General features: G+C 70.8%; 17 protein-coding genes (1 of these 17 only partly in view). 1 reads left to right on the forward strand and 16 read right to left on the reverse strand.

Going from position 1 to position 25237, the window contains the following annotated elements; all coding sequences use genetic code 11:
• From ACFOWZ_RS27625 to eccD, 11 genes are all read right to left on the reverse strand, one after another.
• Positions 1-4312, reverse strand: partial view of a WXG100-like domain-containing protein gene (locus tag ACFOWZ_RS27625; protein WP_382376812.1) — the beginning only. The gene continues 23312 nt to the left of window position 1, outside the view; only the first 4312 of its 27624 coding nucleotides appear in the window; the start codon lies at positions 4310-4312; the stop codon falls past the left edge of the window.
• A gap of 36 nt (positions 4313-4348) precedes the next feature.
• A complete protein-coding gene (locus tag ACFOWZ_RS27630; RefSeq protein WP_382376813.1) occupies positions 4349-4651 on the reverse strand; it encodes a hypothetical protein in 303 nt (100 codons plus the stop codon).
• Positions 4644-5114: a hypothetical protein gene (locus ACFOWZ_RS27635; protein WP_382376814.1), complete on the reverse strand. Its 471-nt coding sequence runs from the start codon at positions 5112-5114 to the stop codon at positions 4644-4646. The genes ACFOWZ_RS27630 and ACFOWZ_RS27635 overlap by 8 nt, the downstream gene beginning before the upstream one ends.
• Positions 5111-5287 (reverse strand): hypothetical protein, encoded by a 177-nt coding sequence (locus ACFOWZ_RS27640; protein WP_382376815.1) that lies wholly within the window; start codon positions 5285-5287, stop codon positions 5111-5113. The genes ACFOWZ_RS27635 and ACFOWZ_RS27640 overlap by 4 nt, the downstream gene beginning before the upstream one ends.
• Entirely contained in the window at positions 5284-6756 is a 1473-nt protein-coding gene (locus ACFOWZ_RS27645; protein ID WP_382376816.1) for a hypothetical protein, read from the reverse strand. The genes ACFOWZ_RS27640 and ACFOWZ_RS27645 overlap by 4 nt, the downstream gene beginning before the upstream one ends.
• Positions 6757-6759: 3 nt before the next feature.
• On the reverse strand, positions 6760-10038 hold the full coding sequence (locus ACFOWZ_RS27650; RefSeq protein WP_382376817.1) for a hypothetical protein: 3279 nt from the start codon (positions 10036-10038) through the stop codon (positions 6760-6762).
• A gap of 99 nt (positions 10039-10137) precedes the next feature.
• Entirely contained in the window at positions 10138-10434 is a 297-nt protein-coding gene (locus tag ACFOWZ_RS27655; RefSeq protein WP_382376818.1) for a hypothetical protein, read from the reverse strand.
• Positions 10435-10504: 70 nt separating this feature from the next.
• Complete coding sequence (locus tag ACFOWZ_RS27660; RefSeq protein WP_382376819.1) at positions 10505-10798, reverse strand: WXG100 family type VII secretion target; 294 nt, start codon at positions 10796-10798, stop codon at positions 10505-10507.
• A gap of 56 nt (positions 10799-10854) precedes the next feature.
• Complete coding sequence (locus ACFOWZ_RS27665) at positions 10855-11133, reverse strand: WXG100 family type VII secretion target (protein WP_382376820.1); 279 nt, start codon at positions 11131-11133, stop codon at positions 10855-10857.
• Between the two features lie 133 nt (positions 11134-11266).
• Positions 11267-12700 carry a type VII secretion protein EccB gene (gene eccB, locus ACFOWZ_RS27670; protein WP_382376821.1) on the reverse strand — a complete coding sequence of 478 codons (1434 nt, stop codon included), beginning with the start codon at positions 12698-12700 and terminating at the stop codon, positions 11267-11269.
• Positions 12700-14097 carry a type VII secretion integral membrane protein EccD gene (eccD, locus tag ACFOWZ_RS27675; RefSeq protein WP_382376823.1) on the reverse strand — a complete coding sequence of 466 codons (1398 nt, stop codon included), beginning with the start codon at positions 14095-14097 and terminating at the stop codon, positions 12700-12702. The genes eccB and eccD overlap by 1 nt, the downstream gene beginning before the upstream one ends.
• 146 nt (positions 14098-14243) lie before the next feature.
• Between eccD and eccCa the strand changes: the two genes are divergently transcribed.
• Positions 14244-18212 carry a type VII secretion protein EccCa gene (gene eccCa, locus ACFOWZ_RS27680; RefSeq protein ID WP_382376824.1) on the forward strand — a complete coding sequence of 1323 codons (3969 nt, stop codon included), beginning with the start codon at positions 14244-14246 and terminating at the stop codon, positions 18210-18212.
• Positions 18213-18299: 87 nt separating this feature from the next.
• On the opposite strand, the gene mycP is transcribed toward eccCa, so the two are convergent.
• From mycP to ACFOWZ_RS27705, 5 genes are all read right to left on the reverse strand, one after another.
• The gene (gene mycP / locus ACFOWZ_RS27685) at positions 18300-19493 is read right to left on the reverse strand and encodes a type VII secretion-associated serine protease mycosin (RefSeq protein ID WP_382376825.1); all 1194 of its coding nucleotides are present in this window, start codon (positions 19491-19493) and stop codon (positions 18300-18302) included.
• Positions 19490-22105: a hypothetical protein gene (locus ACFOWZ_RS27690; RefSeq protein ID WP_382376826.1), complete on the reverse strand. Its 2616-nt coding sequence runs from the start codon at positions 22103-22105 to the stop codon at positions 19490-19492. The genes mycP and ACFOWZ_RS27690 overlap by 4 nt, the downstream gene beginning before the upstream one ends.
• Before the next feature lie 406 nt (positions 22106-22511).
• A complete protein-coding gene (locus ACFOWZ_RS27695; RefSeq protein ID WP_382376827.1) occupies positions 22512-23426 on the reverse strand; it encodes a dihydrodipicolinate synthase family protein in 915 nt (304 codons plus the stop codon).
• Positions 23427-23430: 4 nt separating this feature from the next.
• Positions 23431-24036 carry a helix-turn-helix transcriptional regulator gene (locus tag ACFOWZ_RS27700; RefSeq protein WP_382376828.1) on the reverse strand — a complete coding sequence of 202 codons (606 nt, stop codon included), beginning with the start codon at positions 24034-24036 and terminating at the stop codon, positions 23431-23433.
• A gap of 145 nt (positions 24037-24181) precedes the next feature.
• On the reverse strand, positions 24182-25123 hold the full coding sequence (locus ACFOWZ_RS27705) for an SMP-30/gluconolactonase/LRE family protein (protein WP_382376829.1): 942 nt from the start codon (positions 25121-25123) through the stop codon (positions 24182-24184).
• Positions 25124-25237 lie beyond the last annotated feature (114 nt).

Consider the following 25237-nt stretch of genomic DNA (forward strand, 5'->3'; position numbering starts at 1 on the left):
CCGGGAAGTGCTCCGTTTTCGCCAGCGCCCGCTCGACCTCGTTGTAGATCTTGTGCAGGCCGTTGATCTCGACCTGCGCGATGTCCCTCGGCCGCAGCTCGGGCCTGATGGGCTGTGACGGCGGCTCGGCCACCTCCCGGCGCGGCCACACCAGCGGCACGTCCACCGACACCGCGTCGGTCTTCGTCTGCCCCTTCAGCCACGGCCACTTCCGCGGCTCGCGCACGGTCAGCTTGAAGGTGACGTCGTGCACGGACCGTTCGGCACGCAGGCCCGTCTCGGTCACCTCGGTCTTCAGGCCGCGTGAGAGCTTCGCCGCCATCGACGTCGACGGCTGGTTGAACAGACCCGCGAGCCTGAGCGTGACGTTGACGAACGGCGTAGGCACCCGGAAGTTGCGCGCGTCGGCCATGATCGGCGACCGCTCGCTGGTCACCGACTGCTCCGACGGCGTGCGCGTGCGCTTGTTCGCGAAGTCGGTCGCCTTCGGCTGGACGTCGCGCCCGCTGCCGACACCGACGACCTCGATCTTGACCTGGGGCGCCTGCCGCGTCTTCACCCCGAGATCCACGACCACACCACCGTCGGCGGCGCGGTGGAAGTGTGCCTTGAGGTTCTCGTCGGAGAAGTGCGTCTCGATCGCCTCGCGCAACACCCGGTCGGTGTCCTTGAGGCCGAGCTGGTCGATGATCGCCTTCCGCACCGCCGTGCCGTCGATGTCGCCGTCGACGACGGGCCGCTCCGACCGCGTCCGCTGGACGAGATCCGCCGGGTCCGGGGTGGCCGGGTCCGGGGGTGTTTCTCGCGCTGGGGTGATCTCGGGCTCGTGCGTGGTCGACGGCTCGTCCAGGCGCGTGGCCGCCTCGTCCGTGCGGCCACTCGCCTCGGGTCCGTCCACACCGGACTGCTGACGGCCGGGATCCGGAGTGCGCTCGGCCACCGGTGCGCCGTCGGACGTCGTGACAACCCGATCCTGCGGCGCCGCACCCGGCCCGGACGAGCGCGTGCCGGGTTGCTGCCCGTCGCGCACCGAATCCGTGACGTTGCCTGCCCGCCCACCGTCCGCGGGACGAGCACCACCCGTCGACTGACCGGGCCCCGCCTGCGTCTCCGGCCGAGCACCGGCGACGGGAACGTCCGGACGAACCGCCTGGGCCTCCGTCCGCACCCCCGTGGTGGGCACCTGCTGATCCGGCCGAGCCCCACCGAACTGCGCATCCGGCCGCCCGCCCACTTCGGGACGAGCCCCACGCTGATCGGGCCGCGCACCAACGTCCTGCCCGTCCACCCTGCCACCGGCCACCGGCGTGAATCCGCCCGCACCGTCGCCACGCTGATCAGCACCAACGTTCTCCACGCCCAGCTTGCCGCCCACCGGAACCTGCGAGCCGTCGTGGGCGTGCTGCTCGAGCGCCGGCGCCTCGACCACGCGACCCGGCACCTGCGGAACAACCCGCTCTCCACCGTCGGGCGCGCGCCCCTCCTCGCCCTCGACCGCCGGGTCGCCACCCTCCCGGAAGCCGAGCGGCTGGCGATCGCCCCCACCCGACGGAACCGGCGGGTCGTCCAACCCACGCGGCGCAGCCCCGTCAACCGAGTTCGACGTGACCGGCCCCGCCTCCGAACCGAGCCGCGACGCATCCGAACCGGGCGCCGCCACACCGTCGGCCGGCCTGCCACCAGTCGCCCCCTCGACCGGCCCCACGCCCAACCGATCGCCCGCCACGGAACCGCCCGGCGGAACCGCACCCGTGGCCGGGGAATTGCCCGCGGTCGGCGTCGTGGTCGCGGCCGGCGTCGTGGTCGCGGCTGGCGCCGCACCCGTGGCTGGCGTCGCACCCGTGGCTGGCGTCGCACCCGTGGCTGGCGTCGCGCCGGTGATCGGCGACGTACCCGCCGTCGGAGAGGTGCTTGTGATCGGTGTCGTGCCTGTCGCCGGACCAGTGCCCGTCACTGGATTCGTACTCGTCGCCGGTGCGGTGCCCGTGATCGGAGAGGCGCCTGCCGCCGGCGTCATACCCGCCGTCGTTGCGGTACCCGTCGCTGGCGACGTACCGGCCGTCGGAACGATGCCTGCGGACGGCGTGGTAGCGGTCGCCGGCGTGGTGCCCGTGGTCGGCGCGGCACCTGTCGCCGGAGCAGTACCTGCCGTCGGCGTCGTACCCGCAGACGGCATGGTGCCGGTCGTCGGCACGGTGCCTGTCGTCGGACTAGTGCCCGTCATCGGTGACGCACCCGTGGACGGCGTTGCACCCGCGATCGGCGTAGCACCCGCAGTCGGCGTGGTGCCCGTGGATGGAGCAGTACCCGTCGTCGGCGTCGCACCCGTTGCCGGTGCGGTGCCCGTGATCGGAGCGGTGCCCGTCGCGGGCCCCGTGCTCGTCGTCGGAACCGTGCCCGTGGACGGCGTGGTGCTCGTCGCCGGCGCGCTGCCCACGGTCGGAGCGGTGCCCGTCGCGGGAGCGGCGCCGCTGGTCGGTGCGGTTACCGTCGCCGGGGTCGCGCCCGTCGCCGGCGCCATACCCGTGGTCGGAACGGTGCCCGTGATCGGAGAGGCACCCGTCGCCGGCGTCGAACCTGTGGTCGGCGCGGTACCCGTGGACGGAGCTGTAGCCGTCGTCGGCGCGGTGCCTGCGGTGGGAGCGGTGCCGGTGGCCGGAGTCGTGCCCGCCGCAGGAGCCGTGCCAGCGGTCGGTGCCGTGTTCCTCACCGGAGTCGTGCCCGCCGCCGGAGCCGTGCCGGTGCTCGGTGCGGTGCTCGTTGCCGGAGTCGCGCCTGTCGCGGGAGCCGTGCCGGTGCTCGTCGCCGGAGCCGTGCCCGTGCTCGGTGCAGCGCTCGTCGCAGGATTCGCACCCGCCACGGGAGCCGTGCCCGTGCTCGGTGCGGCGCCCGTTGCCGGAATCGCACCCGCCACGGGAGCCGTGCCCGTGCTCGGTGCGGCGCCCGTTGCCGGAATCGCACCCGCCACGGGAGCCGTGCCCGTGCTCGGTGCCGTGTTCGTCGCCGGAGCCGTGCTCGTCGTGACCGGGCGGCCGCCTGCATCGACGGGAGTGGTGGCGCCGGAGCCGCTCGTGGACATGCCGCCGCGGGCCGTGCTGGGAGTGCTGCTGGAGGGATCACGAACGGCGCCGGTCGTGCCACCACTGGTCGTCACGCCACCCGTCGTCACGTCAGCGGTCACCCCACCCGTCGTGCCGCCCGTCGTGCCACCAGTCACCCCACCCGTCGTGACCGGGCTGCTCTGAGTGGGCACCGGCGTAGAGGTGACGGGAGACGTGTCGCTCGGCGCCGTGAAGCTGGTGCCGACCGGCGTGCCGTTGTCGATGGCGGGCGACGGCGACGTGGTGGGGAGGTCGAGGCTGGGCACGGTGAAGTTCGGGACGGTGATCGGCTTGACGACTGCGGGGTCGACGCTGGGGACCTTGGCGCCCTTGCTGCCGCCGCCTGGTTCCAGGGAGCCGAAGATTCCGTCCGTCACGCCGCCGGGGGTGCCGGTTGCCTTGTTGGTGAGCGGGTTGCTCAGGGCCGCGAGCGGGATCTGGACGATGGTGTTGGCCAGAGGACTCAGGCCCCGGATGCTGCGGGGCAGCATCCGGAAGATGTCGCGGCCGAACTTGCCGACGATGCCGACGGCGCCTTCGCCCAGGCCGCCGAGGGCGCCGCCGATCGCGCCGCCGATCGCGCTGCCCTTCAGGGAGTTCAGGTCCCAGCCGTCGCGTTTGCCCGCGATGATCTGGCCGGCCTGGATGCCACCGTCGAGGCCCACCATGAACGCCGTGCCGAACGCCGCTCCCGTCAGCGTCCTGATGACGAGGGTTTTGGCGATGTTCATGAGCCCGTACTGCATCAGTCTGGTGACGAGCATCCGCAGCGCGAAACCAATGCCGACGCGAGCGGCCGCGATCACTCCCGGGACGAGGAACGAACCGAACAGCGAAGCAATGAGCGACGCGATCGTCGCAGCCAGGATTGCCAGCATCCCGACGATCATGATCTTGGTCTTCTGGATGTCCGCTGCCGCGTTCTTCAGCATCTTGGCGTAGGCCCTGGCCTGCTCCTCCAGCTGGCCGGCGCCCTCGCGGAACGTCCCGGAGAGCATCTTCTGGATCTCGTCGCTCGTGGCGCCCTCCATCACGGTGGAGAACTCGCCCGAGACGGTCAGCAGCTGCGCGCTGAGCGCGTCGAGCTCTCCCGCCATCACCTCCCACTGCCACGAGAGCTCCCGGAGATCACCCTCGCTGCCCTCCGGCCAGGGCATGCCGACCGTGAACTTCAGCAAGCTCTGAAGCGCGGGAGGCAGGTGGGTGGTCACGGGAGCTCTTCCTCAGATGGCTCGCGACGGAGCTCGTCAGGTGCGGCTGGCGTTGTCGGTGTCGGTCTGGACCAGCCTGTCGATCGCCTTCGTGACGGCATCGCCCGTGAGCCCGAGGTTCTTGGCGAGCGTGGAGACGTACTCGATCGACTTGGCGGCGTTGGGCGCGTAGGCCTTGGCGAACGCCTCGCCGAACTCGTCGCTGCCCCAGCAGCCGTCGTATCGGGACGCCGCGTCCTTCAAGGTCGCTGCCGCCTGTTCGAAGTTCAGGCCGAGCTCCTGGAGCCGCGCGATCACCGCGCGCGTGCCCTCGATGTCGATGGAGGTCCGGTCAACCATTGCGCTTTTCTTCCTTTTCGCCCGCGGCCGGGCGGCCGAGGATGCCGTCGCTGTACTCCTCGCCGAGGAACGGCGAGACGACCTTCTCGAAGACCTCCTCGACGCTCAGGTTTCCGCTCGCGAGGTCGGTGAAGGTGACGCCGGGCAGGACTTCGTCCCCCATGGAGTCCACCAGCTTCTGCATGCACAGGGCCTTGCCGGCCTTGATCGTCTGCACCAGCAGGTGGCTGAACTCGGCCGGCGCCATGGTGCGGTACCTGGTGCCCTGGAAGTTGAACCCGGTGATCTCGCCGCGGCCGTCGAAGTCGATCGTGAACGAGCGGTCCTTGGACCGCACCGTCGTCGTGTTCTCGTCCATCTGGCGGGTCAGCTCGGAGATCTTGCGCTGCTCGCGTTCCACCGACGCCATCGCGGCCTCGTTGGCCTCGTCGAGAGTCCGGTACTGGGAGAACCAGTCGGTCATCGCGTCTCACCTTCCCCGTTGTGGATCTGGACGGAGTTCGCCGCGGCCTCCCGCTCGATCTCCTCCAGGAGATCCGCGAGCTCACGACGCAGCCGAACCCAGTCGTCCGTGATGGCCGCATTGCTCTGCTGGAGCTGCTGGTACTCGGCCATCCAGTCCGCGAAGTCCGTCATCGCACCTCGCCCTTCCCGTTCTCCGAATGACCGATCACGCCGGTCAGCGCACAGCCACCACCGCCTGTCCCGTGGCCCGGCCGTGCGGCCACGCCCTGGGCGTTGCTCGCGGACCACGTGCCCGGATCGGCCCGCAGCCACGTGCTGTCCACACGCGACACGGGCGCTCCGGCCATCGAGCCCGCGCCGACGGCCGCAGGTGGCGGAACCGCGCCCGTCGAAGCTGCCGCCGCGGTGGAGCTCGTTCCCGCGTGCACGTCGCCCAGCGGGGCTGCGGACCCACCGACTGACGTGGACATCGCGGGGAACTCACCGGGGAGCGGCGGCCTGGACGCCAAGTTTGGGGGCGCGGAGGGCGCGGCGGCGGGTGCGGGAGCCGCTGCGGCCGTTATGACAGGGGAAACCCCCGTGGACTGGAGAGCCGCCGGGGCACCAGAGGTCACCGCGGGAACCACCGGCTGTCCTGCGGTCGCAACCGGCTGCGCGGCGGTCGCCACCGGTTGCCCGGCAACCGTCACGGGGTGTGCGGCACCGGCCGCCCTCGCCGGTTCCGCGGAGACCGTGGCCGGCGGTGCGGCGGTCGCGCCGGCGAGCGGCGACACCGGGAGGGTGGCGGGTTTCTCCGCCTTGCTGGAGCTGCCCTTCCTGGCGTTGTCACCGGCGGGCGCGGGTGACGCGAGGAGAGGCACGGCTCCTTCCGCCGGCAGTGCCATGGTCGCGAACCCGCCGAACTGCACGGGCTGATCAGCCTTGATCGGAGCGGGCTGCGACGTGGCGAAGTGGGACAACCTGCCGAACGGTTCCGCGGCGACCGAGCGCGGCACACCACCGTCCACAGGGGACGCAGAGATTCCCGAGCGCGAGCTCTTCGTCGCGGTCGTACCCGTACCGTTGCCACGCCCCACACCCGCTGACGCCATCAGGTGGTGAGTCGCCGCCCCCTCGGCCTGTGCGGCCGAAAGCTGGATCGGTGCACCGGTCACACTGCGCTCGGGCAGCTCGGTCAACGCCTGTCCGAAATGGACGTACGAACTGGACAGATCCACGAGGACCTGTCGCGCGTGTTCGTCCCGTGCGAGCACCGTGCTCTCGTCGGGCACGGTGGCGCCTTGGTTCTCGAGCCCGCGCAGACGTTGCTGGCTGTGCGCGACGGCATCGCCCATGTGACGCAACGCCGCCGGGTAGCTCGGCTCCCGCAGGCCCGCGGTCAGCGCGTCGACGTGCCGGAGCATCCGGTCCACCCACTCGAACTGCCGCGGGTCGCCGTTGTGCCACACCGACTCGAGCTCTGCCCGGTACCGGCGCAGCAGGTCACCGAACAGTTCGAGTCGTTCCGCCGCCTGCTCGAACGCGGCCGCCTTGCGGTAGAAGGTGTGCGGGTCCGCCGCCGCCACCCGTGCGCGCACCTGGTCGAAGTTCATGTTCCTGATCTCGCCCGCGATCGCGAGGTCGGGGTTCCGCGTCGCCATTGCTCAGCTCCGTCCCAGGGTCGATGGCCCCGCGCAGTTCTCGTCGTCTTCTTCCCAGTCCTTGCCGTCGCTGGTGAGCCAGACCGTCCGTTCCCGGTCCTTCTTCTCCTGCCCGGCACCCATTCCGGCGCCCGCGCCACCCATCGGCGGCGGCATCATTCCCGCGCCGGCGTCGAGCCCGACGGGGCCACGCGAGATGGTCGTGGGCACGCCGACCACGCCGCTGCGAGTGGGGACCTGGTAGCCCTTCTGCTGCGCGGCGGCAGTGATCTCCGCGGCCGTCGCCGCGACTCTGCCGTCGGCACCGAACCGCGGCGTACCGCCACCGAGACCGGTGCCGTACCCGCCGCCACTGGCGGCATCGCCGGACAGGAAGCTCGCCAGCGGCGACTTGCCGTCCAGCGGCAACCCACCGCCGAGACCGGAGTCGCTGCCGATCTGACGGATCCGCTCGATCGCGTCGCTCGCGCTCTGGTTGGCCGCCTGCCTCGCCCGTTCCAAGGCTCCGCCGTCCCCGGAACCGGAAGGCGAACCGGAGTGCCCGGTTCCGCTACCGGAACCGCCAGTACCGCCACCCAGACGACTGTCACCGAGGCTGACACCAGCACCACTGCCGGAACCACTGCCGGAACTACCGCCGGCACCACCGGCCAGACCGTCGATCGCGGAGATCGCCTCACGCGCGGCACCCGCAGCCGCAGCCGCCTGCCGCGACCGCTCCGCGCCCGCACTGTCAGTCCCACCGCCAGCACCACCACCGGGACCGCCGCCGGCACCAGCACCGCTGCCCGTACCACCAGCGCCACCGCCGAGACCGCTGGTACCAAGGCCGGCACCAGCGCCGCCGCCAGCACCTCCACCGCCCGTGCCGCCACCGGCACCAGCGGCCAGACCATCGATCGCGGACATCGCCTCACGCGCGGCACCCGCAGCCGCAGCCGCCTGCCGCGACCGCTCCGCACTCGCACTGTCAGTCCCACCACCAGCACCGGAACCGCCACCCGCACCACCGGCGCCGCCACCAGCACCACCACCACCAGCGCCGCTGCCGGCACCGGCGCCGAGACCGCTGGCACCAAGGCCGGCACCAGCGCCACCACCCATGCCGCCACCGGCGCCACCACCCGTGCCCCCACCGGCACCAGCGGCCAGACCATCGATCGCGGACATCGCCTCACGCGCCGCGCCCGCAGCCGCAGCCGCTTGCCGCGCCCGTTCCGCGCCCGCGGCACCGGCTCCACCGGTTCCACCACCGGCACCGCCGCCCGCTCCACTACCGGCACCGCCGCCGCCGGTGCCGCCGCCACCGCCGGTAGGCCCGTCCGACATCAGGCTCGTCCCGCCGCCACCACTGCCGCCGCCGGCGGACAGGCCGTTCAGCGCGTTCTTGGCTTCCTCCGCCGCACGTGCCGCCGCCTGCCGCGCCGCCTCGTTTCCACCGCCACCAGTGCCGCTGCCGCTGCCGCCACCGGTGCCGGTGCCGGTGCCGCCGGGACCGTTCGACGAGGTCGCCGGAGACGCCCCGCCGCCGCCGCCGAGCGAGGGATTCTGCAACTGGTTGATGGCCTCGTTGGCGATCCGGTTGGCATCGGCCAAGGCCTGCTGACGCGACGGGTCGGAGCCTCCTCCCCCACCGGACTCGTTGGAGAGCGCGTTGATCGCCTCGCCCGCAGCCCTCCTTGCGTCCTCCAACGCTCGTTGCCGCACCGGATCCGTCGACGACGGCGTCTTCCCGCCGCCCCCACCGACACCGCTCCCACCGGCGCCACCTCCGCCGACACCGCCCCCGCCGGCGCCCCCGAAGGAGTCGTTGATCGCCCGCCGCGCTTCCTCCAGCGCCTCACGGCGCGCCTGTGCGTCCGGCGAGTTGCCCGTCGTTTGGTCGGTCAGCGCCTGGATGGCGTCGTTCGCGGCCTTCCTGGCGTCGTCCATGGCCTTCTGCCTGGCCGGATCGTTCCCCCGCTCACTGGAGTTCGTACCGGAGCCCACGCCACCACCGCCGCCCGCGGCGCCGGCCGTGCCCACGCCACCACCGGCACCCGCGCCGGAACCACCACCCGTCCCACCGGCACCCGCGCCGGCGCCACCACCGGTCCCACCGTTCTGCAGCTGGGTGATCGCGTCGTTGGCGATCTGGTTCGCCCGCGTCAACGCCTCCTGCCGTGTCGGATCACCGGTGCCGGACTGGCGTTCGAGGTCGTTGATCGCATCGGTGGCGGCCCGCCTCGCGTCCTCCATCGCCTGTCGTCGCACCGGATCCGTGACGGCCGAGCCCGTTCCGCCGGTACCGCTGCCGCCTCCGAGGCCGAGCCCGTTGTCCAGCGCCTCCTGGGCTTGCCGCAACGCCTCGCGGCGCGCCTGCGCCTCCGGCGAGTCGCCCTTCGTCTCGTCGATCAGTTTCTGGATGGCGTCGTGAGCGGCCTTCTTGGCGTCCTCCACGGCCTTCTTCGCGACCGGATCGGTCTCCCGCTCGCTGGAGTTCGCACCGGAGCCCGTGCCACCGCCACCCGCGGCGGCATCTGTGCCCTGACCGCCGCTCTTCCCCGGTCCCCCCGTGGGAGGACCGAAGAACGGCGGCATGCCGTTCGAGATGTCGACGACGCCGTCGCCATCGACGTCGACGGTGCTGCTGCCACCACCGGTACCAGTCCCACCGGATCCGGCGCCGGGCGAAACGATGTTGCTCTGGAAATCGGTGAGACTGTTACCGGTGCTCTGGTAGCTCGACGACAGATCGAGCAGCGCCCTGCGCAGCTCCGGCAACAGGTTGTTCTGCTCGTCGCGCTGGATCACCGCGCTGAGATACGCGCCGGCGTCGAACTCCTGCTCCAGCGTCGCCATCGCGTCGGCCAGCTTGACGACCTGCTTGCCGTACTCCTTGACCCGGTTGGCGAACTGGGCCTCGATCTCGGCCACCTTCGCCTGGAAGAAGACGAGGGCCTTGGAGGCGCCTCGCAGCGCGTTCGAGTAAAGCTCCACCGCTTCCTGGACGAGCTGGCTCCGCTTCATGACCACGTCGTCGGCGAAGCTCTGGAACTGGTCGCCGGTGAACCCCGTGAACGCCTCGCCCATCTGGGTCGTCTCGTCCCAGAAGGACCGGCGGAACTGCAACAACCGATCGCTCGCCACGTTGAACCCGACGGCCAGGGCGTCGAACGAGGCAGGCGCGCCGGGGTTGAGCGCGTCTCCCGCCATCGCCTTGAACTGGGCCAGCGACTGGATGCTGTCGGCGTCGAGGCCACCGCCAGCCGCCGCCGGGTCAGTGCCTTCAGGACTTGTCACGCCGAACCGCCCTCACCAAGTCGAGTTCCCGCACCACGACCGTCCACAAACGAGCGACCGCCAGCACCAGGGGCGCTGACGGTCAACTGCCACCGGGTGCTAGAGCCTGTCGGCGTTGCACTTGTCGGTCTGCTCCAGGTTCGAGCAGGCCTTCTCCAGGCTCCCCTGCACGTCGTGCATGAGCTTCTTCAGCTCTTCCGCGTGCAGCGACAGCTTCTTCTTGCGATCTCCCAGCAGCGTCTCCAGCCACGTCGCCGTGGAGAAGTTGCCCGCGTGTGCGGGCAGTGAGAGGAGCTGCTGGAAAGGGCCGAGATCGTCCATCAACACGCCCATGCGAGCGGCGATCGCCCGCACGGCTTCCGGGTCGATGGTCGTCTTGGTGCCACCGTTGGCCATGTCGCTCGCCTTTCGTCGAAGCGGGGCTGGTGGTGCCGGCCGGAGAGCGGACCGGCACCACCGGCGCACCTCAGAAGTTGAACGTGGAAGCCGTCGAGCGGTCGCTGTCGTGCATGTTGTTCGAGTTCTTGTTCAGGTTGACCGAGATCTGGTTGAGCACCTCGTTGCTCTCAGTCAGCTTTTGGGTGATCCGGTCGGCGCACGTGTTGTACTGCTTCGCGGTTTCACCGTCGAACGACTCCATCAGGTTCTGCACCTGCTGGGTCAGCGCCTTGACGTTCGCCTCGATGTTCGCGTTGGCGGTCTGCATCTGACGCACGCCGTCGGCAAGCGCCTGGTAGTCGTAAACGATCGCTCCGGTCACGGTTCACTCCTGAAGAATTTGTTACGAACGGAAAGAAGAACGGGCTTGGAGGGAGATCAGAACGAGCCGGCCTCGTCCGTGGACTGCAGGGTGTTGGCGGCACGGCTGAGCGTGGTGGCCATCTCGTTGAGGGTCGAGACGATCTCCTTGGTCTTGGCGTCCCACTCCTGGTGGACCGTGATCAGCTTCTGGATCATGGCGCCCGAGTTGATCGAGGTCAGCGTGTTGATGTTGTTCTGGAGGGTCCGCTGCTCGCTCGTGATGCGCTCAGCCTCCTGCGAGTGCTTGTTCGCGATCTCGATGACCTGCTGCGGAGTAAGCCTGGTCTTGCTCATCGTGTATCTCCTTGATCGTCCCTGCTGGAGAATGGCCACCCATTCGCAAGGGCGCCTGAACTGGATTAGATGCCCGTCGTACATCCGATTTCTTCGGAATCCACCCGCCTGGGCGTCGACGGGGGAAGATCCCTCATGAGCCCGTTCTGGCGAGCTCGGTGACCTGGCTGAGGACCGCGCGCTGAGGGTCGAGCGCGGGTCCGACGGGCAGCAGCGCGAGCAACGCCGACGGCACGGCGACGGGGCGCGCTCCACCCAGGTTCAGCGACGCGGCAACGGATTCATCGGAAAGCGGATAGCGCACCCCGAGGTCGGTCACGAGGAACCCGGTGCCCGGCAACGCACCGGGAGCGGGCATCGTGTGCACGAGTGCCCCGGTGCCCGCCGGGATCACGACACGGTCCGCTGTGGATCCGACGACGTGCTTGCCGGCAGGGGCCACCGCTGCTTTGTCCGCCGCGATGGGCACCAGCACCAGCCGCGGCACGCGGCCCTCGTCCGCGGCGAGGTCGAACCTGGCGCACGCGGACATGCCCACTCCGAGGTCCGCCAGGGCGGGAGGCTGCGGTGGAAGGCCGTCCTGGGCCGGGGAAAGCAGTTTCAGGCCCGCGAGCGCGTCCGGTCCCGTGATGATCGGCACGACCCGCGTGTTCGGGTAGGCGTTGCGGATGTCGGGAGAGGCCAGCAGCATCGCCGCGATCGTCCGGCTGATCGGCATCAGCCCGTCGGCGCGCAGGACGTAGTACTCCTCGGACGAGATCGCCGGGTTGCGCACCTGGAACACCTGGCCGACCAGGCTCGGGCGTCCTCCCACGGCCTGTCCGGGTGTGCCGGCGCGATCGATCGCCGGCGCCTTCAGGTCCACGCCCGAGGGGATGACGTTCAGCCACGCGGGCGAGACCGGCAGCACCCGTTCCTGGCTGTAGCCCAACGCCTCCAGCGTGGGCGCGTCCACGATGCGATGCCGCACTCCCCGCCACACCAGCTGCACGACACCGTCCGGTGTGGACACCAGGAACGACTGGTCGTCCGGCACGGGTTGTCCCGGTTCCTGGTCGAGACGCAGCGTCACGGTCGGTGCGCTCACCACCGCCTGCCTGTCCGGCGGCCGCGCGCACACCGTCCACTGCGCCTTGTTCACCCGGTCCGCGGTGGGAATGCCGTCCGGCGCACCGGGAATCCCGATCGGCGCACCGACCGAGACACCGGTCAGCGAGTTCTGGCTGACGGAGAACTTCGACCCGGACTGCCCGGCCGCCAGCATCGCCGACGCCATGTTCAGCACCGGGCGGAGCTCGCCGCCGAGGTACACGTACCGCGCCCCGGTCTCCTCGGCCAGCACGATCGCGCCGTCGGTGCGCCAGGAGTTGTTGCCGCGCGGCGAGAACAGCCCGACGATGCCGAAGATCGCCATGATCACGCACGCGAGCAGCACCCCGAAGACCGTGCCGTTGTTGAACCGCCGGTTCGGGTGCTCCAGCACGTCGGGCCTGCCCTGCGCGAGCCCCGCGACCAACCGGCCGACGACGAAGAAGTAAGCCTGGACCTGATCTCTGCGTGACTGCATCAGCCGCTCAGCCCCCGGATCCAGGAGTACACGTCCAGCACCGCGAGCAGCAGCGGGATGACGGCGATCGCCGTCGCGTACTCGAAGATGTCGACCGCGCGGCCCCAGTACGGGCGCAGTCGTTTACCGGGCAGGTAGTGGCTCAGCACACCCAGCCCGAGGCCGACGGCCACGAGCGGTGCGAGCACCGCCACCGCGCGGAGGAACGGCTCCTCCGGCATCCCGAGGCGCACCGCCAGCGCCACTGCCGTCAACCCGGCCGGCACGAGCAGCGACCAGCGGGGCACCACGCCGGTGAGGTGACGGGACCGCAGCAGCAACAGCAACGCGCACACCGACGCCGTGATCATCGCCCACATCTCGCCCGGCCGGACGAGCACGAGCAGCAGCACCGTCTGGACGATGCCGTACCCGATGTAGAACGCTTTGAGGTAACCGAAAACGACGGTGCTGCGTTCCACCACGACCCGGTGCGGCACCGGGTCGATGTCCTCCTTCACCTCCGGTGCGTCCGTGGGCAGCATGGGCAGCTTCAGCCCGCCGAGCCGGAACGCGCCACCTGGCGCGAAGAGGATCGCGATGAAGTTCACGACGATGCCGATGCCCGCCGACTGAGCAGCGGTCAGGTCGCTCGCCACCCAGATCACCACCGGCGCCAGCAGTGTGAGCAACGCGGTCAGCGCGGTGGTGAAGATCAGCACAGCGTCGGCGACGGCCACCAGCGCGAGCACGACCGCGACGACTCCGGTGGCGACCGCCGTCACGAGCCGCACCGGGACGCCTCCCAGCGGGGCGATCTGCACCGCCGCGAGCCATCCACCGGCGACAGCCCAGATCACACCGGCGCAGGCCAGCGCCGTTCCATCGACGACCTTGCCCTTGGCACGGGCCAGCGCTCCCGCCACCGCGATCAGCACGACTCCGGTGATCAGGGGAACCAGCCACAGCGTCTGGGGTTTCCCGCCCACCAGCAACGCGACGAGCCCGCCGAGCAGCGCGACCAGCCCGCCGATCCGCAGCATCCACCTGGTGCGCTGCGGAGTCCACTGACCGGCGTCGGCCCGCACCCGCTCGGCCACGCCGTCGACGAGGTCGTCGTAGTCGAGTGGTGGGAGCGCGTCCTCACGCGGTCTCAAGTAGACGGTGTCGCCGTCCAGCAGGTTCAGCTCTGCGGCGGAGCGGTCCTCGTCCAGAGGGGACTCGCCCAGTCGTTGGGCGACCCAGCCCTCGTGGTCGACGCTCTGCTCGACCCACTCCTTCCCGAACTGGGCCAGCACGGACGGCAGCAGGTCGACCAGCTGCACGTCGCCCGGCAGGGCCACGTCCACCGCGTGATCGCCGAGAACGAACCGTAGCCGGGTCGGTGCATTTGTGCGAGACTGCGTGCGTTCTTCCATATCGAGCCCCGGATTCTTCCTGGCGAACGACAACTCTCGAGTAGCGAAATCCTGGCGCGGAACCTAGTTCCCGACCTCCCCGGTCAGCCGGCACGAGGCCCGCGTCACGCCACGTCGAGGGAAACCCTTCACCAAGGAGAGTCACGGTGGGCACCGAGGCATTCACCAGAAAGGCGCGTCGACCCGGCCCGACGGCGCCCAGCGACGAGATCGAGCTGCAACCACCACCGGCGGTGCCGGAAAACACGGGTGGGGCGATCAGCTCGGTCCTGCTCTACGCACCCATGGCGCTGAGCTCGCTGGCCATGGTCCTGATGTTCGTCCGGCCCGGCTCCGGCCCGCTGGCCTGGGTCGGCGCGGGACTCATGCTCGTCGCCGCGATCGGCATGCTGCTGGCGCAGCTGCTCCGCGCCGGTGTGGAGCACAAGCAGAAGCTGCACGGCGATCGGCGTGACTACGTGCGTTATCTCGGCCAGGTGCGGGAGAAGATGCGCGGCGCGCTGACCCAGCAGCGCAAGGCGGCCCTGTGGGTGCACCCGCACCCCGGTGCGCTGTGGTCCATGGCGATGGGCTACCGGTTGTGGGAACGCCGTCCCGCGCACGACGACTTCGGCGAGGTCAGGATCGGGCTCGGCAAGCAGCGCGGCTCGACGAAACTGCTGCCACCGGAGACCAAGCCGCTGGAAGACCTCGAACCGTTGTCCGCGCACGCGCTGCGCCGGTTCATCCGCGCCTACTCCACTTTGGACAACGCGCCGATCGCCGTGTACCTGCGCGGGTTCGCGCGGTTGCAGTTCCAGGGCGCGCCTCAGGACGTGCGCGGGCTGGTGCGCGCGATGCTCGGACAGCTCGCCACCGCCCACGGTCCCGGCGACGCCCTCGTCGCGCTGTGCGTGAGCGACGAGGCGCGGGAGCACTGGGACTGGGTGAAGTGGTTGCCGCACAACCAGGATCCCGGCTCGCGCGACGCCAGCGGCACGCGCCGCGTGGTCACCGACAGCATCAGCGAGCTCGAACAGCTCCTCGGCGGCGTCGAGTTCACCGGCAGGCCCTCGTTCGAGCCGGACAGCCCGATCACGGCGAGCGAGCCGTTCGTGGTGATCGTGCTCGACGGCGTCTCCCTGCCCGCCGACCACCGCATCGCCGAGGAGGGGTACCGCAACGTCGTCGTGCTCGACCTCGCCGGCACGCTCTCCTGGCAGGCCAGGCCGCACACCCTGCACGTCGAGGTGACCGCCACCAGCCTCGGCACCGTCTCGTTCGACCGGCTCGGCAAGCCGTCGACCAGCCCGCTGTGCCGGCCGGACGCGCTGAGCCCGCAGGCGACCGCCGCGCTGGCGAGGCTGATCGCGCGCCACCGCATCGGCGAGGTGCAGGACAACGAGGAACCGCTGGCGAGCGACTACGAGCTGCCGAGCCTGCTCGGGCTGGGCGACCTGAGGACGTTCGACCCGGTGCCGTACCGGCAGACCCGTGCGGGCGCCCGGAAACGGCTGCGCGTGCCGATCGGCATGACGTCGACCGGAACACCGATCGAGCTGGACATCAAGGAAGCGGCCGAGGACGGCATGGGCCCGCACGGCCTGCTGATCGGCGCCACCGGTTCCGGCAAGAGCGAGCTGCTGCGCACGCTGGTGCTCGCCATGGCGGCCACGCACTCGTCGGAGGAGCTGAACCTCGTCCTGGTCGACTTCAAGGGCGGCGCGGCGTTCCTCGGTTTCGACGAGCTGCCGCACACCTCCGCGGTCATCACGAACCTCGCGGACGAGCTGGAGCTGGTCGACCGCATGCAGGACGCGCTGACCGGCGAGCTGAACCGGCGCCAGGAGCTCCTGCGCGCGGCGGGGAACTATGCCTCACGCCGCGACTACGAGGCCGCTCGCGGGCAGGGCGTGCCGCTGGAACCGTTGCCCGCGTTGTTCATCGTGGTCGACGAGTTCAGCGAGATGCTGGCGAGCAAACCCGAGTTCGTCGACGTGTTCGCGATGATCGGCCGGCTGGGCCGCAGCCTCGGCGTGCACCTGCTCCTCGCGAGCCAGCGGCTCGACGAGGGCCGGATCCACAAGATCGAGAGCCACCTGTCGTACCGGATCAGCCTGCGGACGTTCTCGGCCATGGAGAGCCGCAGCGTGCTCGGTGTCCCGGACGCCTACGAGCTGCCCAACAACCCTGGCAACGGTTATCTGCGTCCGGACACGACGTCGTTGATCAGGTTCAAGGGCGCGTACTGCTCCGGCCCGTACCGTCCGCCGGTCAGCAAGCGGCTGCGGCGTTCCGAGGTCGAGCAGCAGCTCGTCGCGTTCGGCACGGAGTACGTCGCGCCGAAGGTCACACCGTCCGATGTGGAGCAGGAACCGGACAGGACCGAGCAGAACACCACGACGATGCTGGAGGTGATGATCTCCCGGCTGCGCGGTATCGGACCGGTGGCGCACCAGGTGTGGCTGCCGCCGCTCAAGCAGGCGCCGACGCTCGACCAGCTGCTGCCGCCGCTCGTCGACCACCCGGAGCTCGGCCCGCGTCCGGTCGGCGAGTACGACGCCTCGACCCTGTCCGTCCCGGTCGGTCTGGTCGACCTGCCGGCTCAGCAGAAGCGCGAGCTGCTCACCGCACAACTCGCGGGCGCCAAGGGCAACATCGGCATCGCCGGTGGTCCGCAGAGCGGCAAGAGCACGCTGCTGCGCACGCTGATCAGCGCTCTGGCGTTGTCCCACACCGCGGCCGAGATCCAGTTCTACTGCCTGGACTTCGGCGGCACGCTCAGCCCGCTCGCCCGGTTGCCGCACGTCGGCAGCATCGCGGGCAGGCTCGACCGCGATCGCGTGACGCGGACCGTCATGGAGATGTACAACCTGCTGTCCCAGCGCGAGCAGCTGTTCGCGCAGAACAACATCGACTCGATGACCAGCTACCGCCGGGCCCGCGCACGGGGACAGTTCCTCGACGTAGATCCGTACGGTGACGTGTTCCTGGTCGTCGACGGCTGGTTCACGATCCGGCAGGACTACGAGGAGCTGGAACCCCGCTTCACCGAGCTCGCCTCGCGCGGTCTCGGGTTCGGCATCCACCTGGTCGTGGCCGCGAGCCGGTGGTCGGACATGCGGCCGTGGCTGCGCGACGTGCTGGGCACCCGGTTCGAGCTGCGTCTGGGCGACCCGCTCGAGTCCGAGGTCAACAGCAGGCTGGCGGCCACCGTTCCCGCACTGCCCGGCCGCGGCATCACGACCACCAAGATGCACTTCCTCACGGCACTGCCGCGCATCGACGGCACCAGCCGCACCGACGACATCGCCGAGGCCACCGCGGAGATCGCGGAAGCCCTCGACCTGCCGTCGGCACCGCGGGCGCCGAAGGTCCGGCTGCTGCCCAACCAGCTGACGGTCGCGGAGCTCCCGCCGCCCACCGCGGAAGCGCCGCAGGTCGACCTGACGATGGCGCTCGGCATCGAGGACGGCGCGCTCGGGCCGCAGTGGCACGACTTCGACGCCAACCCGCACCTGATGATCTTCGGTGACGCCGAGACGGGCAAGACGAACCTGTTGCGGCACATCGCGGGTTCCGTGGCACGGCACTACGCCCCTGCCGACGGACGGGTGATGTTCGTCGACTTCCGCCGGGAGCTGCACGACGCCGTCCCGCAGGACAACCAGGTGAACTACACGGTCAGCACGGACGGTCTGGAGTCGTCGATCAAGCAGGTCGCCGAGCTGTTGCAGAGCAGGGTGCCGGGGCCGGAGATCCCGCCGAGCAGGTTGCGTCAGCGCGACTGGTGGACCGGTGGCCGGTTGTTCGTGCTGGTCGACGACTTCGAGTTGATGGAGTCCGGCGCCTTCAACGACCCGATGGCGCCGCTGATGCCGTTGTTGCAGCAGGGCGCGGACATCGGTCTGCACGTGATCGTCGCCAGGAGCACGACCAACGCGAGCCGCACGATGATGAACCCGCTGATGCGGCGGTTGTGGGAGCTGGGCACGCCGGTGGTGATGTTCTCCTGTCCGAGGGAGGAGGGCACGTTCGTCGGCAACGTCAAGCCGAAGACGCTGATCCAGGGCCGCGCCCAGTACGTCAACCGGCGCCGGGTGGTCAACCTGGTGCAGACGCCGATCGTCGAGTAACGGGACGGGGTGGAGGTCGCCGGGCCTCCACCCCCATGAGCCAAAACGGCCCGTCGCCAAGTGGCGACGGGCCGTTCTTCGCGTTGCTCAGCTCTTCGTGTCCAGGCGGCGGGCAGGCGCCCAGCGGCGACGCCGTGCGGCCGGAAGCACGACCACCGCGAACCCGACAGCCATCACGATCACCGCAGCGCCGATGAGCCCCAGCGTCACCAGCAGCGTGCTCGCGCGGTCCTGCCACGGCGGCACCGGGAAGCTCGCGGCCGCGGGCACCGGCGCCACCACAGCGCCGGCCTCGCCTTCTTCCGGCAGGACGGCCGTCACGGCCGCCAGCGGGTTCACCGTTCCCCACCCGTACTCCGGGGACGGCGCGTTCGCGGGAGGACGGTCCGCGGTGGCGTGCAGTCGGTGCAGCACCTGCGCGGCCGTGAGCTTCGGGCGGTAGGCGCGGACGAGCGCCGCCACTCCGGTCACGAACGGCGCGGCGTAGCTGGTGCCGCTGGCCTCCCACTGGCCAGGTCCGCCGGGGCCGATGCTGCACACGTTCACGCCGGGAGCCACCAGCCCGACGTGAGGGCCGGTCACCGAGAACGACGCGCGCTTGCCCTCCTGGTCCACCGCACCGACCGCGAGCACCGACTTGTCGGTCGCGGGGTACGGCGTGGGGCTGCCGTCGTTGTCGTTGTTGCCGGAAGCCGCCACGATCAGCACGTCCCGTTCGGCGGCGTGGGCGACGGCGGCGGTGAGCTCAGGCGTGGGTCCACCGGCACTGGCCGACACGTTGATCACCCGCGCGCCACCGTCCACCGCCGCGCGGATGCCCTGCGCGAGCGACGCGGCTGACGCGTCCTTCGCCTCGTTCGCCACGCGGATGGGCAGAACTGTCGCCTCCGGTGCCATGCCGGCGAACAACGTGTCCCCGGCGGTCGCGGCGGCGATGATGCCCGCGACGAACGTGCCGTGGCCGAAGCAGTCGTTGCTGGCGGGTTTCCCGCCGGGGTTGCGGACGTCCAGACCTTGCTGCACGCGGCCGGCCAGTTGCGGACTGCCCGCGTCGACGCCGGTGTCCACCACGCCGACCGTCACTCCCCCGCCTCGGGTGAGCGGCCAGACCCGTTGCGGCGCCAGCTGTCGCTGCGCCCACGGCACGTCGGTGACCTTCTGTGGCGGTGCACCGAGGCATTCCTGGCCGGGGCGCAGGACTCCTGGCTGGGCGTTGCCCGGCAACGAAGTCGCGGCGAACACGAGCGCGGCGCCCAGCACCGGCAGCACCTTGCGGTTCACGACGTGACCTCCGCCATCGGCGTGGTCAGCCGTGCCACGTGGTCCTCGTCGTCGACCAGCCGCGCCACCACGGCCCGGCGGGTCCGCCAGGCCTGGTCGAGCTTGGCCAGCGCCACCTCGTCCCGTGCCAGGGCGTCCGCGGGATCCTCACCGGGCAGCAACTCCCGCGCCAACAGGGCCTGCTCCGGCCGCCGCACGTCACCGTCCTGTTCGGACTCGTCGACGCGCAGGCCCAGCACCTTGAGCCGGCAGCCGCCGCGGAACACCGTCTCCTCGAACGCCCGGCCCATGAACAGCTCCGACGTGCGCCGCGCGGTGGCGGGCCAGATCAGCACGTCCAGGTCCGCACCGGGAGTGGTGACGTCGAGCTGGGCGCTCGCGCTGAGGAAGCCGGGCTCCATCAGCACGCTCCCCACCGGGTGGGGCTGTCCGCCGTGCAGCTCGTGCTGGCGCAGCACGACTTTCCGGTGCGTTGGCAGGCGCCTGAGGCCTGAGGTCAGGCAGGCCAGATAGCCGTCGAACGGTTCCGGTGCCCCGTCGGCCAGCGCTTCGTTCAACGCCACCGCGCCCGCCGCGCCCTTGCCCAGCAACAGGCAGACCGCGACGTAGTCGGCCTTGGCCTCGGGGCGCAGCATCGGCCACGCCGACAGGCCTACGTTCACGGCCGCCAGCGCCTCGGTGTACTGGGCGCCGGCGCTCACCGCCAGCCGGGACTGCTCGGCGGTGGTGCTGGAGCGGTCGGCGAACTCGATCACGACGGCTCGGCGTGGGGTGGCGGGGGCTTCGAGAGGTTCCTGGGGTGGTTCGGTGGACGCGGGCTCTGGGGCCGCGGGTGTAGCTGGGCCGGACACGGTCACGATCGGAAGTGGTGGCGTGATCGCGAGCGGGGCCGCGGCGGGTTCGGAGGTGGTGTGAGCCGCAGTGGTCTGAGCGGTGGCGAGTGGTTCGTGGACGACCTGGTCGGTGGTCACGGGAGCGGCAATCGTCTCTGGGCGTTGCGGGGCAACGGGTTGCTGCGCGGGCCCGGTTGAAGTGCTCACCGGCACGGGCGGAGTCAGCACAGGTGGAGGCGCCACGGGCATCGGCGCGACCGGGGTCGGCGTGGGGGCCGCTGACGCGGGCATGGGTGGAGCTACCGACGCAGGCGGGACCACGGGTGCGGACACGGGCGGAGCCATCGGTGCGGGTGGGGCAACCGATGCGGACACTGAGATGGCCTTCACCGGCGCGGGCGTCACCGCCGCGAGCCCCGCCGTCCTCTCCACCTCAGGCCGCGAATCAACACCGTGCACGAACCGCGGCGGCGGCGCGGCGGTCTCCTGCCCCCGCAACGACCACGCCCGCGACTCCAGCGCGGCGATCGCGGCCGGGTCGAACGTCCCCAGTGGACGGAGGCGGGAGGCGCGCCGGTGTGCGGGGCCGAACTGGTCGATCAGCAGCCGGGCCGCGTCGAGTTCCCGTTCGGTCACCTCGCGGCCGTGGGCGCCGATCGCCAGGGTCCACCACTTCGGGTCGAAGCGGGTGGCGACGGCCGACTGTTCGCCGTCCAGCAGCACGTGCACGCCGCCCGGCACGACCTCCGCGACCACGTCGAGCGAGGACAGCAGGCGGTAGCGGTGTGCGCCGTCGGGCTGCCAGCCGGCGGGTGCGGGGGCCACGTCGATCACCTGCGGCGGTTCGCCGCCGGGTGACTGGCGCAGCATGGTCGCCAGCGGAGTGAGCGGTTCGGTCACCGAGGCGTCCGGCACGACGGTGTGCAGGCCGCCCTTGCCCAGCACCTGAAGGCCCGTGGTGATCGTGACCGGGCGGCCCAGCAGGCGGGCCAGGGTGCGTGACCACTCCGGTGCCGTCACCGGCAGCGCGGCGGGCACCACGAGGAGGTCGGCGCGCACCTCGGCGGACAGGCGGCTGATGATCTCCGCCACCGCGGCCGGCGTCACGGCGCCGACGATCAGCTTGGGGATGCGCGGGTTCAGCGGCACCCCGAACGCGGGATCGCCCAGGCCCGCGGGGCTCGATCCCTCCGGACGGATCGCGAGGCCCGCCGGGACGCACTCGGCCACCGCTCCCTGCGCCACGACGGGCGAGTGCGGCAGTTCGTACTCCCACGCGGGCACGGGGAACCTCGAGCTCACCACCACGGCGCCGCTGCAGCCGGGGCCGAAGCGGCGCCAGCCGGTGCCGCCGGTCGTGCGGTTGACGTACAGGCCGATGCCGCGGCCCGCCGTCAGCGGACCGTCGGGGGCGAGCACGTCGAGGCCGCAGTCGTCGGCGACGCCCTTCAGCCACGGGCCGCACGTGCCCTGCGCGTGCCCCAGGTCGGACACGCCGAGCCACGCGGCTTCCAGCGTCGCGCCCTCGGAGGACGAACGCAGGGTCGCGAGACGGTCCTTGATCGTGTCGTACAACGCCGGGTGGCGGTGGGCGCCGGACGAGGCGAGGAAGAGCACGTTGCCCGGCACGGCCGGAATGGTGGAGAGCACGGCGGTTTCCCGCGGTGTCTCGTCGCGGCGGCGGAGCAACACGTGCGGGCCGCACTGCTCGGCGAGCAGAACGCCTGCCGCGGGCGATGATGGGTGCGCCGACCGTGCACTGGTCGCGGGTGCAGACACGATGCGACCTCCTGTTCGTACTTCCCCGACACGGCAATCGATATCACCGGAACGCGCCGTCGCGGGACGGCTCCGGTGGCCCCCGGCCCGACTGCCGGGGATATCCCTCACTCGGGCGGTGAACGTCCGGTGAAGACCGAACGCCCGCCGTCCGGGAGTCCTGACCGGTCGGCGGGCGTTCAGCGGGAGAGGGCGGCACGGTCCGCCGGGGTGTCGGGGAGTGGTGGCGAACCGTGCGCACCTGTCGTCCTTCACAGGACGCCGCCGCATTGAGCGCGGAAAGCGTGGTCCCCCTGCAGGACAACGATTCCCGCCACACCGTCAGTGCGGCTGGAACGAGCCTAGGCACCGCGGGACAGCCGGATCAATGCCGATTTTCCGCAGTGTTTTCCGCATTTCGCGCGGGTCACCCCGGCGTCAGTCGTTTCACCGCGGACCGCACGTCGTGCCGCACCTGGGACAGCACCTTCCCGGCGAGCCTGTGCCGGGGCGGCCGGTACGGACCTCCGTACAGGCCGCAGTAGTCCATCGCGAACTTGATCATCTGCACCACCGCCGGCCGTCCGAACCACCGCAGCGGACCGTCCAGCGCGCACCGCAGTGCCTCCGCCTCCACCAGCATGCCCGACGCGAGCAGGTCGGCCAGCTGCACCGCCTGTCCCGGGAACACGTTGGGCAGCGCCCCGATCCACCCGGAGGCACCGGAGAGCAGGCTGTCCACCACGATCGCGTCGCCGCCGGTCATCACCGCCGTGCCCGGCGCGAGTGCCAGTGTCTTCCAGATCTTCGTCACGTCGCCGGAGAAGTCGCAGACGCCGACAACGTTGTCCAAAGACGACAGTTCGGCCAGGGCCGCGGGGCTGAGATCGACCCGGCAGCCGGACGGGTTGTTGCTCACCAGCACCGGCACTCCGGCGGCCGCCACCGCCTCGTAGTGCAGCACGGTTTCCGCGTGGCTGGGCTCGTAGGACAACGGCGGCATGCACAACACCGCGTCCACACCGTCTTCGGCCGCCTGCCCGATCCGGTCGACGACCTGATGCGCACCGGCGTCGTGAACCGCGGCCACGATCGTCGCGCGCGAACCGACCGCGCGGACCGCGGCCCTCGTGACCTCGCGCTGTTCCGCGCACGTGAGCGAGCCGGACTCGCCGAGGGCGAAGGAGTTCACCAGCACTCCGCTGCACCCGTTGCGGACCAGCCAGGCGCAGTGACGTTCGAACCGGTCCACGTCGACGCGCAGGCCCGCGGGTGCCCGCGCGTCCAGCACGTACGGCACCACCGCCGCGGCGAGGACTCCGCCGAGGTTCTTCCCGCGCAAGCACTCACCCGGCCTTGGTTCGCACCGGCAGCGACTGAGCACCCCGCGCCACCACGACGCGCGGCGGCCACATGCTGGGGTCGAGCACGCCCCAGCCGTAGGCCTTCGACACCGCCGACATCCTGCTGGCGACACCGAACTGCTCCACCACCGCGTCGATCCGCTTGCGCGCCGCCTGCGTGCCGATGCCGAGGTCGGCGGCGATCTGGTCGACGGTCCACCCCTCGGCCACGCGTTCCAGGACGCGCGCGTGCGGAGCGCTCAGCGTGAACCCTGCGTCCGGCCGCGTGGTCGGGTGGACGGAGGCAAGGAGCACGCCCTGAGCGGCCCGCACCACCACGCTGAGCACCTGACGCGCCCGCGTCCGGCGCACGTCGACGTGCTCGCGGAACACGCCTTCACCCTTGCCCTGCAACGAAAGGCAGAGCCCGAGCAGCGCCATCTCGTGGCCGGGCCCGAACAGGCAGGTGAAATCCGCCCCGGCCAGGTCCTCCGGCCGGCAGGCGAACTGCCTCGCGAAACCCGCGCTCACCTCGCGCAGCTGAAAGGCGCCGTCGAGGAAAGCGATGTTGCGGCCGTGCACTCCGGCCATCAGGTCCTGACCTGTCATTCGTCCATCACCACCACGCGTTGCAGCGAACGGGAAGTCCGCGATGATCTTCGTTCACATCATTCGACCACGCGTCCACATCGTGAACAATGCGCTTCGCCTGGAACCATTTCCGCATTTCGCGCACGTGATTTCCGCAAAACGATCAGCGCGTCGCGGTTGCACCTCTGGTCCTGGTGCGAACGCGGTAGAGGCTCGTGGAGGCGGCGATGAACAGCTCGTCACCATCCGGTCCGCCGAAGCACACGTTGCCGACCTTCTCCGGCACCGGAATCTTGCCGAGCCGCGTGCCGTCCGGCGCGTAGACCTGCACCGAGTCGCCACTGGAGGTCCAGACGTTGCCGTGCTCGTCGACGCGGAAGCCGTCCGCCACACCGGGTTCGACCTCCGCGAACACCCGGCCGTCTCGGCACTCCCAGTCGCTGCTGACGTCGTAGACGCGGATGCAGTGCTGCCCGCCGCCGTCGGTGCGCAACGCGGCCGAGGTGTCCGAGACGTAGAGCCGCCGTTCGTCCGGCGAGAACGCCAGCCCGTTCGGCTCCTCCACGTCGACGACCACCGCGGTCAGCTCGCCGGTGCCCGGAACGAACCGGAACACGTGGTGGGCGCCGTACTCCCGCTCACCGGGATGCCCCTCCTGCGGCAGGATGATCCCGTACGGCGGATCGGTGAACCAGATCGCGTCGTCGGACGCGACCACTACGTCGTTGGGAGAGTTGAACCTCGCGGACCCGAAGCGGTCGACCAGGACCGTCGTCGTGCCGTCCGGTTCGGTGCGCTCGACCGCGCGCCTGCCGTGCGAGCACGTCACGACGCGTCCCTGACGGTCGAGTGTCCGGCCGTTGGTGAACTCGACGTCCGTGCGGTCCACCGTCACCTCTGCGGTCGCGGCCGACCAGCGCAGGATCCGGTTTCCGGGGATGTCGGACCAGATGACGGCGTCCTCGCCCGGCAGCCACAGGGGCCCTTCGCTCCACGTCGCCCCGCCGCCGAGCCGTTCGAGCCCGTACCGCGAATCGATCAGCTCGGTGAACCCGGGATCCTCCACGAGGACCTCCAGCGCCTCCCGCACCGGCACATCACCCACCTCTCGTTCGGTCCATGGAACCCCGTTCAGCATTTCGAACGCAATACGCGGATTTCGCACTTCCTTCGGTGTTCCGCGCAGTGACTCCGACGCCTTCGGGAATCCTTCACGACC

This window comes from Lentzea rhizosphaerae (genome assembly GCF_042649515.1).
Lineage (GTDB): Bacteria > Actinomycetota > Actinomycetes > Mycobacteriales > Pseudonocardiaceae > Lentzea > Lentzea aerocolonigenes.